The sequence below is a fragment of the Bacteroides ihuae genome, from assembly GCF_900104585.1.
GTDB classification, from domain to species: domain Bacteria; phylum Bacteroidota; class Bacteroidia; order Bacteroidales; family Bacteroidaceae; genus Bacteroides; species Bacteroides ihuae.
In genome coordinates, this window is sequence record NZ_FNVX01000004.1 from 969,594 (window position 1) to 985,084 (window position 15,491).

Here is a 15,491-nt window from a genome sequence, read left to right on the forward strand (position 1 = left end):
ATGAATATTCAAAAATATAGCTTCATAGAGCTACTCGAAGATTACAAAGCAAAAGAAGGCATGATCGACAAGATAGAAATACCTATCATCCAGCGAGATTATGCTCAGGGACGCAAAGCTTGGGACGAAGACAAGAAAAGTTCTGTGCTTAATAATAATGGAGAGAAATTCATCAAAGACATATTCGAGACATTGGATAGCGAAAACGAAAAAACAATGGATATGGACTTCGTTTATGGTTCTACATTATCCGATTCTAATAAAGCCAACATCTTCATCCCGCTCGATGGACAGCAACGCCTCACAACACTCTTCTTGCTCCACTGGTACGTGGCAAAGCGCGAGGTACATTTTGGACAAATTGTCAATCTATTAAATAAATTCACTTACTCCACACGAATATCTTCACGCCGCTTTTGTAATATGCTATGCGAAAAAAATATTGATATTAGCAAAGCCGCTAAGACTTCAATTTTAATTTCCGATCAGTCATGGTTTTTCATGGCCTATAAGCAAGATCCGACAATTAAAGGTATGCTTAATATGCTTGACCGTATCGAGGAACTCTATAATGAAAAAAACAAAGATGGGCAGAAGAACTATTACAAAAAACTCCCTTTACTCCAATTCTCTGTGCTTCCGTTAGAAAAATTCAATCTTACCGATGACCTCTACATTAAAATGAATGCTCGAGGCAAGCAACTCACTGACTTCGAGAACTTCAAGTCCGATTTCACGGGTTGGCTTAAGGCTACTTTCCCTGAAAAAAAAGTAACCTATAAAAACAGAGATAGCCTTTTATATCATATGAGATATTCCATAAAGATGGACATTGACTGGACCAATCTATTCTGGGAAACAAGTAAGACGTTCGACCCTGAGGAAAAGGACAAGCAGAAAAGTAGAGTTCATCCTCTAGGCAAGGCTGTAGATCCGCTTTTTATTCGCTTCTTTAATCGCTATTTCTGCAATCTAGTATGTCAACAGTACGAAGGCAATGAGATCGCTAATGATAATCTTTTCAAATATTTCTATGGCCGCGAGGGTAATGACAGCACAATCAGATATAATGCATTTGATAATCATGCCAAAATCCTCACCGAAGAAAAGGCCGAAGATATAGAGCACATTCTAGACACCATCTGCAATAATAAAGCAATAATAGAGCAGGGACTTCGCCCTATATGGGAGAAGGATTCTATTTGGACCTTTTACAGCAACGATATCACTCAACGTCAGCGAGTTGCCTTCTATGCTCTAACTCAATTCATTCTCCAATGGGATAAATTTAATGCCGAGGCATACAAGGAATGGATGCGATTCGTATGGAACATCATTGTAGACCCTTCATTAAGAAGTATACCGGTAATGCTAACATCCATGAAATTTATCAACTATGCCGTACAATTTTCCGATAATATCTTACAAAATCTCGCTGAAGAGAAAGTCAAACATGAGCGATTCAGTACTCAGCTTAAAGAAGAAAGTTTAAAGGCACAACTCTTCAAAAAAGAAAAATGGAAAGAACGTATTCTCTATGCTGAATCTCACCATCTCTTTAAGGGAAATATCCGCTTTCTTTTTAACGAAGGAATCGATACTCAACTATCTCATTTCAACGCACATCTTGAGAAAGCAGAGAATGTGTTCCCTGCCAATTTTGATGACAAGAATTACGGATGGCTCAAGGCTACATTAGCACAAATTACAGAGAGAGACGATGTCATAATGAATGCTGTTAGTTCATACGATGGGCTTGTTTTTGCCAATGGAAAATTTGACAATTGGCGTTTTTTGATTAACGGTCCTCTGATGCCATATTTCCGCCTTCTTCTAGATTGCATTGGTAGAGATTATACTCAATACGAACAACTCTTTTCCGAAATTTGTGCAAATTATAAACGCATAGATAACCTTTTATGGATTTATCCGTTGGTTGATAGCAAAATAAATCTACTTGAATACTCAGAAACAAAAAAAATTAAAACCTATTCATCCGATGATGTATCCCATATATATCTTTTCAACAAGACTAGGTGGACCAACGGTAACATTCTCCTTTCAACTTACAGAAACGAAATTGTATCCAAACTCATTTCAGCAAATTGCTGCAAATTTACTGGTGACGAATGGTTGAATATTGAAGATAGTTATTTTCGTGGCTGGGATATCTATTTGATTAGAGATTATAATTCCAGATCATCAGTATTATTTTCGTATAAAATAACACGAAGTGATATTTATGTGAGAATCCCATTGGATTCAGCTCAAACTCTCTTTGGCAAAGGGATTTCAGAGCCAACCGACCATATTGAAGGTGAATGGTACACTATTTACACCAAAAGCTATTCCGAAACAAACGGCTATTCCATTGATAAATTATCAAAAGACCTTGAAGACGAATTGGAAAAACATCATGCCAAATTCGCTAACTTGTTCTAAAAAAAAATAAAAAACAGATGGTATTTAACGACTATTATTTAGCTAAGTAATTAAAATAATGACAAGCGGAGAAAATTGCGGAAGAATTAATTAATGGATAATTATGAGTGCTCAAAACAATAAAGGAATAGTATATATCCTCACCAACTCGGCAATGCCCGGATTAGTTAAAATCGGTATGACAACCCGTGAAAGCATTGATGCTCGAATGAAAGAATTATATAGTACAGGTGTGCCTGTGCCTTTTGATTGCAGATATGCTTGTGAGGTCAAAGCGTCTGACTGTGCCAAAATTGAAAAAGCGCTGCACAAAGCATTCGAACCGAATCGTATCAATAATAACAGAGAATTTTTCAGCATTAAACCCGAACAAGCTACGGCAATACTCGAATTATTCGACAGAAAAGACGTTACCAATGAAGTAACTGATGAGATAGAAAATGACTTGACCACAGATGATAAGGTAGCAAGTGAAAAAATAAAATCCACTCGTCGCCCACCTCTCAACTACAAGGAGATGGGTATCGAAATGGGTTCTAAACTCTCCTTTGTAAAAGACCCAACGACTGAAATTACTATATCAGGAGACAAACGAGTGACTTATCAAGGTGAAGAAATGTCCTTAACTGCTGTCACAAAGCAATTGCTCGGTATCACTCACGCACTGCAACCAACTGCATACTGGACTTTTGATGGTAAGAACTTGCGTGATATTTATGATGAAACTTACTCGTTGGAGGAATAAAATAAACAATTATTAAATAAATACGGGATAATCCGCAGAAACTGATTTAAAAATCGTACTTAAATGAAATATCTCATAATTAATATAACTTTTAATGAATTATTAAAAACAAGAAGTATTGGGTAGCTGAAGAAATATTCATTCTGTGAGTATTAACACTTGTTTTACGGCTTCAGTATCAAATCAGAATCAATAAATATATTATGCTACTATGAAGATAATAGACAAAAATGTTTTTTTAAGAAGTTTTAAAGTTGTTCCTCCAAATTCATTTGATCTGTTCCTAGGATCAGGAGCATCAATCGCCGCAGGTATTCCTTCAGGAAATGAATTAATTTGGTATTTCAAACGCGAAATATTGAATGTAGAAGGTAAGATAGACGGTAAAAAAATCAAAGATTTAAGAATAGAAGCCAATAAACGATTAATTCAAAGTTTCTATAACAGTAATGAGGAAAAGAAAATTGAAAATTTATATTCTCACTATTTTGAACTATGTTACCCCGACCCCAAAATAAGAGAAGATTTTTTAACCTGCATTATTAAAGACAAAAAACCATCAATAGGTCATTCTTGCATATCAGCATTAATAAAAGGATGCAGATTCCATATGGTTTGGACAACTAATTTTGATGATTTGATCGAGAAAGCCATCAGTTCTATGGATGGGTTAAGTTGCTCTGTAGTTTCAACTAAAGATGCAAATTCTGCATCTAATTTTAGAAATGATATCCCTAAAATAGTAAAACTTCATGGTGATTTTAGATATGACAAATTACAAAACACGAATTCTGAATTGCAAGATCTGGAAAGTAGTTTACATAAGCATTTCGTCAGCAATTGCCAACAAAAAGGACTAATTGTTATTGGTTATTCTGGGTCAGATATATCGGTATTAAAATCTCTGCGAGATACCGTAAACAAGGAGAACTCTTTTCCAAAAGGCTTAATATGGTGCTTGCGCAAAGGAGAAGTACCATCATCCGAGTTAATATCAATAGTTAATGATGCAAATAATAAGAACAACTGTTCAGGGTTTATATACATTGATACATTCGATTATTTCCTATATGAATTATATTCTATTTCTGGGATAGAGAATAATGCCATTGACTCTTTGGCAAAAATCAAATTTGAGCAAAAAACACCTTTCCGACTCATTCAATCATCTGCAAAAACTCCCATATTACTGAATGCTATAAAGGCAGTTTCTTATCCCACTAGTTTTTTCGTAGCAAAAACTAGTGTGTCAAATTGGAAAGAATTAAGAGAATTGATTGAAAATAGAAATGTAGTAGGAGCTTTATCTAAAGGCAATACATATTTATTGGGCGAAGAAGGAGTAGTGAGAGACGTTTTTGGGAAAATATCCTCTACTTCTATTGAAATTCAAGATGTACCAGAAAGATTTTATTACATTAATGAGTCATTCTTTTTGGGGTTGCTCTATGACCTCATTGAAAAATCATTAATAAACCAACACAAATTATCCCTATACAAGAAAAGTCAAAATGTCAGAAAAATCTATGATAATAACCATCAGTTATCTAGTACAGAAATTAATTCTATCAGAGATAAATACAAACAATTTCAGATACCGCAAGGAATTGTGATTTATGAGGCATTTGAATATAAGGTGGAAATAATCAATAAAGAATTATTCTTCTTACTTTGTCCATGCGTACACATTCAGAATCTCAATGGAACAGAACCCGCCAAAGAAACAGCGCAGTATATTTCGAATATAATATACTCAAATAGATATAATAGTATCTATGGAGAGAAACTAAAGTTGTGGTTCGGAATATTGAAAAAGAGTACAGATCCAATAGCTTTCAAGTTAGGCAATTCCGAAATAAAACTCTCTTCATATTATTCAATCGCCTCAATAACTCAAGATAATTTTCATTGCTTTGAAAAGTGCAGTAAAGTGGCTGAGCCATTTATCTATTTTCATCATCAAGATTCATCGAAAAAATCGGTTCATCCTATAAATGGATTAAAAATGATGGGAACACTTGAAAACAGTTATAATGATCTTGGTAATAATATGACTAAAATAAAATTAGGAATTATATCACCAGACTTTGGTTTCGAATGTGTCAAAACTCACTTAAATCAGTTGTTGTTGCCTTCAATCCCAATATGGGAGAAAGATTACTTAAAAGATTATCCAGGCTTTGATAATATCTATAAAAAACAGCTTGTTATACCAAATTCCCCACAGAGTGAAGATGTGATATTAATTTCCAATAGGGAGACTGCTGATTTGAATGCAATTCAATTTTATGAGGTAATAAAAAAGAAGATTGATAAATTAGCCGAGAGGTTCAGCGAGCTTGATTGTGTAATAATATACATTCCAGATAAATGGAAAAAATTCAGAGAGAATAAAACGTTAGATATATACTTTGACCTACATGATTCATTGAAAATATATTGTGTGAAGAAAAACTTAAAAGTGCAATTTATTGAAGATAAATCAATAAATTACAAAGATAAAGCCAAGGTTCTATGGTGGCTATCATTGGGCATTTATGTTAAAGCAAATGGAATGCCGTGGAGGACTGAGTCAAATGAAGAAGGAACAGCCTTTGTAGGCCTTGCCTATGCAATCAAGCAAAATGCAAAAAATAAAGTAGTATTGGGCAGTAGCCAAATTTTTGATGGCAATGGAAATGGCTTAAAGTTCCTATTGCAACCTATTGAAAAACCTGTATACTATAATAAGAATCCTTTTATGAGCACAGAAGATGCCTTTAGGCTGGTAAGCAATATTAGGAACACTTATAATAGAATAGACCCAACTATCGGGCTAAATAAAATTATCATTCACAAAACCACACGCTTTACTAAAGAGGAGATGGAAGGAATCAACAATGCCCTTGCAGGCGTAGATAATATTGAACTATTACAGATACAGCAATTCTGCGATTGGCGAGCCCTAAAGTTAAAGCAGTTAGCAACTGGCAAACATGGTTTTGACGGTTACCCAATTGAAAGGGGAACAATTATTCAACTTGATGAATATAGTTTTTTGTTGTGGACTCATGGTGTTGTTGAATCAATGGAGTTCTCCAGAACTTATTATCAAGGGAAAAGAGGTATTCCTGTACCATTGTTAATAACAAGGTATATGGGTAAAGATCCGATAGAGAATGTCGCCTCTGATATTCTAAAATTCACGAAGATGAATTGGAATGGTGCTGAATTATACAAAACATTACCTGTTACTATTGATTTTTCAAAAAAACTTTCCGTGATGGGTAAACAAATAGAGGACTTGGGTACAAAATCATATGATTTTAGATATTTCATTTGATAGTTAATTTAAATCCAGATGCATTGTAAGAACAGAACAAGCATAGTGAAATATCATGAAGCGTTTGGTGAATAAATAAAAGGAATTATGACCACAGAACAGAAAATAGTATCCCTTCTATCCCAATTCAAAGAGTTGGGCATAGGCCAGCAGATAGATTACGACAAATTCTATCTCTACTCACTCATTACCCATTCTACAGCTATTGAAGGTTCTACGGTAACAGAGATTGAAAACCAACTTCTGTTTGATGAGGGTATTAGTGCAAAAGGTCGTTCTATGGGGGAGCAACTGATGAACTTAGATTTAAAAGCTGCTTATGAGCAATCTATTACGTTCGCTAAGAGTCATAGTAATATTTCAGTGGAGATGCTCAAACGCTTATCCTCTATTGTTCTAAAAAATACAGGGACTACATATAAAACTGCTTTAGGAGAGTTTTCGTCTGCAAATGGAGACTTGCGACTGCTGAATGTTACGGCAGGAACTGGAGGGTGTTCTTATATGAATTATTCCAAAGTGCCAACTAAATTAGCTGAACTTTGCGAGAGAATCAATAACAGACGAAAAACATTATCAGAAACTGATATTATAGAGTGTTACAAATTGAGTTTTGATGCTCATTACCAATTGGTAACCATCCACCCTTGGGCTGATGGCAATGGCAGAATGTCTCGTTTGTTGATGAATCAGTTGCAGTTTGAGTTTGGCATCGTGCCAACCAACATAAATAAAGATCGTAAAGCTGAATATATAGAGGTTCTTGTAGCGACTCGTGAAAGTGATGATCTAGAGTTATTTAGAAATTTTATGTTTGATGAACACATTAGAAATCTGGAGCAGATGATTCATAATTATCAGACCTCAATAGCAAATGACAACATCAATATAGATAAGGATGTCCTTGTAAATGTCCGCCAAAATGTCCCTGTAAACTTAACTGATAGAGAACACCGAATTATTGAGCTAATAGCCGGTGATGAAAGCATAACCATTCTGCAACTCGCAAATATTTTAAATGTAAATGAAAGGACAATCCGTAGGGATATTACCACTCTTAAAGAGCGTGGGGTTTTGGCTCGAGTTGGTGCTGATAAGAACGGTATTTGGAAAATAAATAGATAACAACAATGGAACAAAAAACTTGTAACGAATGCTCCTTACGAGCAAAGTATGATAAGAACCGCAAATCATTATCGGGACGGTTCTGGCGTTGGCACATCAACTTCTGTCCCGGGTGGAAGGCTTATTTCACTTCGCTTTCTCCTGAAGAACAAGCAGAACTGAGAAAGGAATATAACTTCAAGAAATACTAAGTTTCTTAATTTAGCACGAGTTAGTCTAGCAATTATTACATAGAAAATCGGGTTCAATCCGAATATCTGCGTAAAAATTACTATGTTTGTACTTTACAGCAAAGCATACGCTTATGGATATAGCAAAGCAATTCGGTATAATTCCAGTGAACTACGGAACATTAACAGCCTCTTTGTCAGATTACAAATCTCCCAAAGACAGAATTGAATATCTGGAAGCAACGGGAATAATAATGCGCATAAAGAAGGGTTTATACGTTTGCTCTCCCAAAGCAACAGGGATGCCTCTTTCTTTAGAGTTAATAGCCAATCATCTCTACAATCCGTCGTACATCTCTTACGAGAGTGCCTTGTCTTTTTATGGTATCATCCCCGAAAGAGCTTATACCATTAAATCCGCTGTAATGAAACGTAGTAAGACCTACACAACTTCTTTAGGCCATTTTGAATATATACAAACCGACACATCTTACTTTTCTATTGGAGTTCGTAGTGAAGTTGTTCGCAATGCTTATGCCTACATGATCGCAACACCTGAAAAGGCTCTCTGCGATATGATTTTATCTGCAAAAGGGCTCCGCTTGCAATCAAGAAGGACTATGCAAATCTATTTGGAAGAGGATTTGAGGTGCGATTTCTCACTTATAGAGAAAATGAACCTGAAGATAATCAAACAATGTGCAGAATTGAGCCACAAGAAGAATAAGGAACTAAACCTATTATATGATCTATTGAAATAATGAATCTATTCGACCAAATGATGTCTCGCTATGAGATTAACGTAAGCCTTCGGTAAACTCCGTTTATTAATACAGTCAACTGTACCGTACCTTTATGGCTAAAAAGATTATGGTATATTGGACATTAGACTATTTTAGAATTCTCTATAGCGAATATCTAAAAGCTAACATCAGTGTGCGTGATTTCTGCCAGGAACAAGGTATAAGTGAAAATCGATTTTATTATTGGACCAAGAAGCTTAAATGTAATGCTGTTGCTAATATCGAACAGCCCCAAAGCTTTATTCCAATAAGTTCTGAAGCTGTAAGCTGTCTTGCTACCGCTATCCAACCAAAGCAAGAAAAAGTTATTAGAGCAAAATCTTCGGAAATAAAGATTGTTTACCCAAACGGAGTTGTATTACAGCTAGAGTCTGATGGTGATTTAGAGATCCTTCGACAACTTATCAACTTAAACTCCTAGCCTCATGTTTAGCCTTACTTCTTCAGATAAGTTTTACCTATATCCATATCCTACAGATATGCGCAAGAGTTTCTATACATTAAGTGGCATCGTGACTAACCAAATGGGTAAAGATGTGCAGGATGGCGATGCTTTTATTTTTATAAACAAACCCTGTACTGCCATGAAAATACTCCACATGGAATACGGTGGATTGGTCATTTATCATATGAGGTTATCACAAGGACAATTCTGTCTCCCTGAAATAGATTTTCAGGAAGGTAAAACCGTCTCACATGAGACCCTATGGAGCGATTTAGTTTTAATGGTGCAAGGTATAGATACACAACAAGTAAAGCATCGTAAAAGATGGATTCCTTCTACAAAAAGCAACGTTTAAAATAATAAAAAAAAGTCTTATATAAATCTGGCTATCTCACCCATTCTTTGTATATTTATATCATAATAAAGAACAGGAAATGCCCGACAGAACTATTGATAAAGATGAGCTGATTCGCCAATTAATGGCAGACAGAGACCGATTGTTTAGAGAGAACTCTCGGTTAAGAGTTGCTATAAACACTGATCCCGAAAGTGTAAAACAAGACCATAAGGAACAGTTAGAAGCAAAAGATATCATTATCAATAAGACAGAAGAGCTACTTGAGAAAAAAGATACCCGTATTGCTCAGTTAGAAAAGCAAGTGGCTTACTTGAAACGCCAATTATACGGTGGCAAAGCAGAACGATACATCAACCCCGATCCGGATGCACGCCAGTTGGAACTTTTTGAAGGTCTTCCTTTATTGCCCGGCGAAAAAGAGGCGGCGATAAAAGCTGAAGAGGAGATTAAAGTCGCAAAAGAGCACCGAATTAAACGCATGGAAAAAGAAAAAGGTGCTCCTGTACGCAAATCTCTCCCAGAAGAGCTGGAACGTAAGTTTGAACACGTATATCCTGAAGGATACAATCCGGAAGAATGGGATTTATTAGATGAAGAAAACCCACTATATACGGAAGTGTTGATGAAGGAGCCTACTAAGTTTTACGTACTTCGTACCTATAGGCATAAAGCCATCCGCAAATCAGACCGTACAATAGTCACAGCCGATTGCCCTGTTAAACCAATCGCAAAGAGCTACGCTTCCGCATCCTTACTTGCAGATCTAATGATCGATAAATACGTTGACCACATCCCATTCTATAGACAGCAGAAACAGTTTGAACGGCTAGGCATGAAAATACCGCTGCCAACCATACTCGGATGGTTCCAGGATGTAAGCGATCTTCTCATGCCACTACACTTCCGATTATGGGAATTAATGAAAGGAACGGATTATTTACAATGTGACGAAACCACACTCCCTATAGTACGCAATGATAAACACAAGACAGTGAAAGGATACATCTGGCTTGTGCGAGACCCCATGTCAGGCCGTCAGTATTTCTATTGGGACAAAGGTTCCAGAAGTGGAGAGGTCGTACTCAAGCTTTTCCATGGATATCAAGGCGCCTTACAAACCGACGGTTATGAGCGATATGAGTTGTTGGACGAAAAGAAAGGAGTTATTTTACTATCATGTTGGGCACATGCAAGAAGAAAATTTTCAGAGGCTCTCAAAAATGATAAGGAGCGAGCAGAAAGTGCCTTGGAGCAAATCCAACTTCTCTATGAGGTTGAACGACAAATAAAGGAACAGGAGTTGTCATTTGAAGATGCAGTTGTGCTTAGAAAACGTCTTGCTTATCCCATAATGGTTAGATTTGAAAAATGGCTCGTTGTGGAACATGCAAAAGTTATTAAAGGTAGCCCTATCGAAAAAGCAATCCTGTATACTTATAAGCGTTTCAATAAACTATCACGCTATCATCTGGATGGAAGATATAATATTGATAATAATGGAATTGAAAATGCAGTAAGGCCGCTAGCCATAGGTAGGAAGAACTACTTATTTTGTCAGAATGATGATACTGCGGAAAGTACCGCTATTATTTATAGCTTTATGGGCTGTTGTAAAGCTAGTAGTGTAGACTTCCGCAGCTGGATGATTTATTTTCTAGAGCACGTCCATGATTACGACACGGATTATACGATGGATGTAGCGGAGTTGTTACCCGACAGATTAAAATCAGCAGGAATACTTTGAAATCCTTGAGAACATTGAAAACCATGAAATCTGTCAAATCATCGAAAACAATGAAATAATAGAAAACCTTGAGACAAAATTGTTAAGTTGAATCTCAAGGTTTTATTAGATCTATAGTACGGAGTTTACCGAAGGCTTACAGATTAACACCAATAATGATTACACCAATGCGCTGCACGAAGTGATGCAACAAATAACTTTGGCAGGCTTCTATCATAGTGGCTTCTTTGACTAGGAAATATGGTCGAACGATTATTTTGTCCAGCTAGCGGATATGATTATTTTCTAAGTTATTCGCTTGCTCTATTAGACTTTTCCAATATGTGCCGCAGTGCGTCACATATTGGAAAAAAACGTATCGACAATATATACTCCCTTAAAAGCAGATATTTGAAGAATGAGCTTCATCTTTTTATGTGCTAACATAATACACTCTAATACTCCTGGGCATTCAGCATACTTTTATTTGACGTGTATACGAGATCCAACTCTCCTACAGCAAGAAAGAGCTTATCCAAAACCCTATAAATCGTTTAACAAAAAATAACCATTAATTATTATGATGATCATAATAATTAAATAACTTTGATGCGTGGGATAAATAATTCCACTATGCTAGGCCTGCATACTAAAATAACTAAAAATGAAAAACCATGAAGAAACTAAATTCTTTATTTGCAGCCGGGGTACTACTATTTATAGCCCTAGGGATGTTCTCCTGTTCACAAGACGACGATTTCTTGAGCACAGATTCTAATCAAACGGAAAATCCCAGTCAGGTATACAAAACAAGAGCAGAAGTAAATACTGTTCTCGTTAAGTATCTGGAACTTAAAACTGATACTTATGTCTTAAACATCTCACTGAAAGAGGCTGAAAAGCTTGGAATTTCGGAATCGTGGTACAATGGAGCATTGAAAGAGATACAAGCCACAAACAATATAATAAGAAAAGTGCAACAAACTCCAAATAGTGAATTGCAGCTAACAGATCCTCAAAAAGCCTTGAAAGAAACTATACCTTGGAGTAATTCCACACGTTCTTCAATGCCATCTGGAACATTAAGTACAAACGGACAAGAGTTTGCAGAATCAGGATTATGGGCACCAACAGGCATGCAAGGGGTAAAATTCGTATGTAGAACAAATGCTGCTTTAGTCCCTGTATATACTTGCAAAACTAAATCATTAAACAATTGGAGAGCCAAGACTGCCACAGGCACATTAGCCAGCAACACAGCGGTTTATGTCCCAATTGTTGCTTCCAACACAAGTATTGGAGTATATTTTAGCACAACTGATTCTAATGGTGGCTCAGCTTACTATGTAGGATACAACTAACAATGAATGAATAGAGTAATCATTAATATAGTTTGGATTATTTGTGCTACAGCATTTGCTTCTTGCCAAAATCAAAAAACAACTACCAACCAAATAATCCAAACTTTAGACAGTAATAAGCAAATTCGCCAATTGCCTGATAGTATTCGAATGAAGCAAGAAGGAAAAGAGCTAGAACGAATAACGAAAGTAATCGTAACGAATTTGAAAGTTGTAAACAATCACCTGTATATGCCTTTAAACAAAGATGAATTTATAAAACTTGGCATACCAGAACATTATTATGATACCTTAATAGAGAATCTAAAAGATGCTAATAAAAGGATCGATTCATTAGGTATTAAAAACATGAAAGAAATACTAAACGAATCTTACAAAGATTTATATGAAAAATATGAAAAAGAAAAACAATAAACACAAACAAATATTGCAGTGAAAAATTATAATTTAGACCGTATCTTAGTTCCAGCTTTTAAACTGTTTCTTACTTATAACTATGAAAAGGTTTCAACTTCAATGCTAGAGTTGGAAACAGGTTTAACGCGTGGAGCTATATTTTATAAGCTAAAAAGCAAAGAAGAGATATTTCAAGCAGTTATAGACAAATTCATTCTGCAAACGCAATCCACTAACTACAAATTCTCAGAGATCAAATCTACTACTTTAAAGAAATTCATAGCTGAATACCTACAGAGAGTTGATTACACTATGGAAAAAATACTATCATTTGAAATTGAAAATTTACACCGAGCATATTTTAGTTTAATATACCAAGCACTACAATATTACCCGGGATTTGACAAAAAGATAACAGATATTTTTAGTAGTGAGCTAATACTATGGGAAACCATAATACAAAAAGCCAAAGAAGTTGGTGAAATCAAAGCTTCTTGTGATACAAAAGTAACTGCACAAAAATTTAGATACACATATTCAGGCTTATCCTTTGAGCAAAGCCTTTTAAAAGGACTAGACACAAATGAACTAAAAAAAATATTCTATTCTTATTATAATGATATAAAAAATGAAAAATGAAGCTTTTATAAATTGTCTAAGCACTTTTCTTCCTAACGACCCTATACACAATGATGAAATGGAAGATTTTTTAGGATTAATTCAAGAAAAACATTCTAGAGTAAAAAACATTGTGCTAAGGCAAAATGGAATAGCAACGCGTTATTATGCCTTAACAAAGCAACAAACCATTACTCACACGAATGCTGAACTGGCAGCAAATGCAATTAAAGGGCTATTCAAGTCCAGTAATGAATTGAATAAAATAGAACTCTTAACTACTGCGACTTCTATCCCAGATCAAATTTTACCTTCTCATGCATCAATGGTACATGGACTACTAAAGAATGGAAGCATGGAATTATTTTCTACTGCAGGTGTATGTCTAACTTCATTGCAAGCTTTAAAGATAGCTTACCAATCAATTTGTTTAGGAGACAAAAAAAATGCCGTATGCTGTGCCTCTGAATCAGTATCAGCAACACTACTCTCAAAACATTATGATACTGAATACGAAAAATGCCACGATATTGGTGAAAATCCCTATTATGGCTTTGAAAAAGATTTTCTACGTTTCATGCTAAGTGATGGCGCCGGAGCCAGCTTAATAGGAAGCAAGCCAGATAAAAACAATATATCTCTAAAAATCGAATGGATTGACATGGAATCATTCGCCAATGAACTACCTACTTGCATGCTTTTAGGTGGGAATTTCAGAGAAGATGGCGAAGTTATAAGTTGGAAATCATTCGAAAATTCAGCATTAATAGAGAAATCAATCTTTGCAGTCAAACAAAATATAAAATTACTAAAACAGTATATTATAAGTTATTGGGTAAATCACATCGAGAAATGCTTGGCGAAACACAATATACCTGCTACTGATATTCAATATGTAATACCACATGTGTCATCAATGTTTTTTTACCACAAACTTTTGGAAGAAATTGAGAAACGAAATATAGATTTAAAAGAGGAGAAATGGTTTACTAACCTAACATCGGTTGGTAATATAGGATCAGCCTCTATATTCATTGCACTCGAAGAATTCATGAGAAACCAATCTTTGAAAACAGGAGATAAAATACTTTTATTGGTTCCTGAGAGTGGAAGATTTAGTTATGGAACCGCCTTACTATCCGTATCGTGAAGTCATCACCAAAATAACGATACTAACTAATATCTAAATCGGCTATTTTAATTAAACTCCAAAAGAATAAATTGTCTCTAATTAAACACATTATTCTGAAACAATTGAAACAGGTATAACTATCTGTTTCAATTGTATTTGTCTTTGTAAGGCCTATTTATATTTTTGAAATAAAGCAATATTTCTATTTATCCCCTTTAGCAAAGAAATCAAGGCAATCCATCTGATGAGAAATTAACATAATTGCCATCAAGATAACCAGTTAATACAGAATACTCAACCCTTACATTATCAAAAAGAACACGATTATTCGTACTATACGTTATAATAATCGAATCAAAATATCCTGAAGCCCATGACCAGTTAAATGAATACTCATTAGTTTCCGTCTGACTAAGTTTATACGCAGTAAAAAGCTCCACGCCAGTACCATCTTTATTAAATGAAAACTCTTGTTTACATTTCACCCCAATATTGTCAGTAAAAAGGCTCTCCCATTGTGTTCTGCACAAATAATAGGTAGCTGTACTACCATCAACAGTTTCATCGGTTGTTTCACAATTCGATAAAAGGCATACGGTAATTAGTAAAAAAAACATTCGAGTAAACTTCATAAAAAAAACAATTATTGACACATAAAAACACGAGTATGATCTATATAAATAAAAAGAATAAACAGTCTACAAAGATACAGAATAGATACATTTATTTATATAAATTATTCATGTATATAAGCTATACAAATGATTTATGAACCCAAATTCATTAAACTACAACCACAGAGAATATTTATGAATTATTCGTACGTATAACTCAAAAAAAATAGAATTTTT

At 35.1% G+C, this 15,491-nt stretch carries 14 protein-coding genes; 13 read left to right on the forward strand and 1 reads right to left on the reverse strand.

The window, feature by feature from the left end:
* From BQ5338_RS04835 to BQ5338_RS04895, 13 genes are all read left to right on the forward strand, one after another.
* On the forward strand, positions 1 to 2,442 hold the full coding sequence (locus tag BQ5338_RS04835; protein ID WP_071145650.1) for a DUF262 domain-containing protein: 2,442 nt from the start codon (positions 1 to 3) through the stop codon (positions 2,440 to 2,442).
* 103 nt (positions 2,443 to 2,545) lie between these two features.
* Positions 2,546 to 3,187: a GIY-YIG nuclease family protein gene (locus BQ5338_RS04840; protein ID WP_071145651.1), complete on the forward strand. Its 642-nt coding sequence runs from the start codon at positions 2,546 to 2,548 to the stop codon at positions 3,185 to 3,187.
* Between the two features lie 211 nt (positions 3,188 to 3,398).
* Entirely contained in the window at positions 3,399 to 6,509 is a 3,111-nt protein-coding gene (locus BQ5338_RS04845; RefSeq protein WP_071145652.1) for an SIR2 family protein, read from the forward strand.
* Between the two features lie 87 nt (positions 6,510 to 6,596).
* The gene (locus tag BQ5338_RS04850) at positions 6,597 to 7,634 is read left to right on the forward strand and encodes a Fic family protein (RefSeq protein ID WP_071145653.1); all 1,038 of its coding nucleotides are present in this window, start codon (positions 6,597 to 6,599) and stop codon (positions 7,632 to 7,634) included.
* Positions 7,635 to 7,639: 5 nt separating this feature from the next.
* Positions 7,640 to 7,825: a hypothetical protein gene (locus tag BQ5338_RS04855; protein ID WP_071145654.1), complete on the forward strand. Its 186-nt coding sequence runs from the start codon at positions 7,640 to 7,642 to the stop codon at positions 7,823 to 7,825.
* A 113-nt stretch (positions 7,826 to 7,938) separates the two neighbouring features.
* Complete coding sequence (locus BQ5338_RS04860; RefSeq protein ID WP_071145655.1) at positions 7,939 to 8,565, forward strand: type IV toxin-antitoxin system AbiEi family antitoxin domain-containing protein; 627 nt, start codon at positions 7,939 to 7,941, stop codon at positions 8,563 to 8,565.
* Positions 8,566 to 8,659: 94 nt separating this feature from the next.
* Positions 8,660 to 9,028 carry an IS66 family insertion sequence element accessory protein TnpA gene (gene tnpA / locus BQ5338_RS04865; protein WP_071145656.1) on the forward strand — a complete coding sequence of 123 codons (369 nt, stop codon included), beginning with the start codon at positions 8,660 to 8,662 and terminating at the stop codon, positions 9,026 to 9,028.
* Between the two features lie 4 nt (positions 9,029 to 9,032).
* Positions 9,033 to 9,407, forward strand: a complete 375-nt coding sequence (tnpB, locus tag BQ5338_RS04870; RefSeq protein WP_071145657.1) for an IS66 family insertion sequence element accessory protein TnpB — start codon at positions 9,033 to 9,035, stop codon at positions 9,405 to 9,407.
* 79 nt (positions 9,408 to 9,486) lie between these two features.
* Positions 9,487 to 11,154, forward strand: coding sequence for an IS66 family transposase (gene tnpC, locus BQ5338_RS04875; RefSeq protein ID WP_071145658.1), 1,668 nt, complete (start codon positions 9,487 to 9,489; stop codon positions 11,152 to 11,154).
* Positions 11,155 to 11,807: 653 nt separating this feature from the next.
* Positions 11,808 to 12,494, forward strand: coding sequence for a hypothetical protein (locus BQ5338_RS04880; protein ID WP_139265179.1), 687 nt, complete (start codon positions 11,808 to 11,810; stop codon positions 12,492 to 12,494).
* Between the two features lie 6 nt (positions 12,495 to 12,500).
* A complete protein-coding gene (locus BQ5338_RS04885; RefSeq protein ID WP_071145660.1) occupies positions 12,501 to 12,908 on the forward strand; it encodes a hypothetical protein in 408 nt (135 codons plus the stop codon).
* 18 nt (positions 12,909 to 12,926) lie between these two features.
* Positions 12,927 to 13,529 carry a TetR/AcrR family transcriptional regulator gene (locus tag BQ5338_RS04890; RefSeq protein WP_078063393.1) on the forward strand — a complete coding sequence of 201 codons (603 nt, stop codon included), beginning with the start codon at positions 12,927 to 12,929 and terminating at the stop codon, positions 13,527 to 13,529.
* Positions 13,519 to 14,658: a StlD/DarB family beta-ketosynthase gene (locus BQ5338_RS04895; protein WP_071145662.1), complete on the forward strand. Its 1,140-nt coding sequence runs from the start codon at positions 13,519 to 13,521 to the stop codon at positions 14,656 to 14,658. Before BQ5338_RS04890 ends, BQ5338_RS04895 begins: the two co-directional genes overlap by 11 nt.
* A gap of 209 nt (positions 14,659 to 14,867) precedes the next feature.
* On the opposite strand, the gene BQ5338_RS04900 is transcribed toward BQ5338_RS04895, so the two are convergent.
* Positions 14,868 to 15,272 carry a hypothetical protein gene (locus BQ5338_RS04900; RefSeq protein WP_139265180.1) on the reverse strand — a complete coding sequence of 135 codons (405 nt, stop codon included), beginning with the start codon at positions 15,270 to 15,272 and terminating at the stop codon, positions 14,868 to 14,870.
* Positions 15,273 to 15,491 lie beyond the last annotated feature (219 nt).

What these genes read in the sequence shown, in the direction of transcription:
- BQ5338_RS04835 (WP_071145650.1), top strand. Translation starts at nt 1, where the DNA reads ATGAATATTCAAAAATATAGCTTCATAGAGCTACTCGAAGATTACAAA.
- BQ5338_RS04840 (WP_071145651.1), top strand. Translation starts at nt 2,546, where the DNA reads ATGAGTGCTCAAAACAATAAAGGAATAGTATATATCCTCACCAACTCG.
- BQ5338_RS04845 (WP_071145652.1), top strand. Translation starts at nt 3,399, where the DNA reads ATGAAGATAATAGACAAAAATGTTTTTTTAAGAAGTTTTAAAGTTGTT.
- BQ5338_RS04850 (WP_071145653.1), top strand. Translation starts at nt 6,597, where the DNA reads ATGACCACAGAACAGAAAATAGTATCCCTTCTATCCCAATTCAAAGAG.
- BQ5338_RS04855 (WP_071145654.1), top strand. Translation starts at nt 7,640, where the DNA reads ATGGAACAAAAAACTTGTAACGAATGCTCCTTACGAGCAAAGTATGAT.
- BQ5338_RS04860 (WP_071145655.1), top strand. Translation starts at nt 7,939, where the DNA reads ATGGATATAGCAAAGCAATTCGGTATAATTCCAGTGAACTACGGAACA.
- tnpA (WP_071145656.1), top strand. Translation starts at nt 8,660, where the DNA reads ATGGCTAAAAAGATTATGGTATATTGGACATTAGACTATTTTAGAATT.
- tnpB (WP_071145657.1), top strand. Translation starts at nt 9,033, where the DNA reads ATGTTTAGCCTTACTTCTTCAGATAAGTTTTACCTATATCCATATCCT.
- tnpC (WP_071145658.1), top strand. Translation starts at nt 9,487, where the DNA reads ATGCCCGACAGAACTATTGATAAAGATGAGCTGATTCGCCAATTAATG.
- BQ5338_RS04880 (WP_139265179.1), top strand. Translation starts at nt 11,808, where the DNA reads ATGAAGAAACTAAATTCTTTATTTGCAGCCGGGGTACTACTATTTATA.
- BQ5338_RS04885 (WP_071145660.1), top strand. Translation starts at nt 12,501, where the DNA reads ATGAATAGAGTAATCATTAATATAGTTTGGATTATTTGTGCTACAGCA.
- BQ5338_RS04895 (WP_071145662.1), top strand. Translation starts at nt 13,519, where the DNA reads ATGAAAAATGAAGCTTTTATAAATTGTCTAAGCACTTTTCTTCCTAAC.
- BQ5338_RS04900 (WP_139265180.1), bottom strand. Translation starts at nt 15,272, where the DNA reads ATGAAGTTTACTCGAATGTTTTTTTTACTAATTACCGTATGCCTTTTA.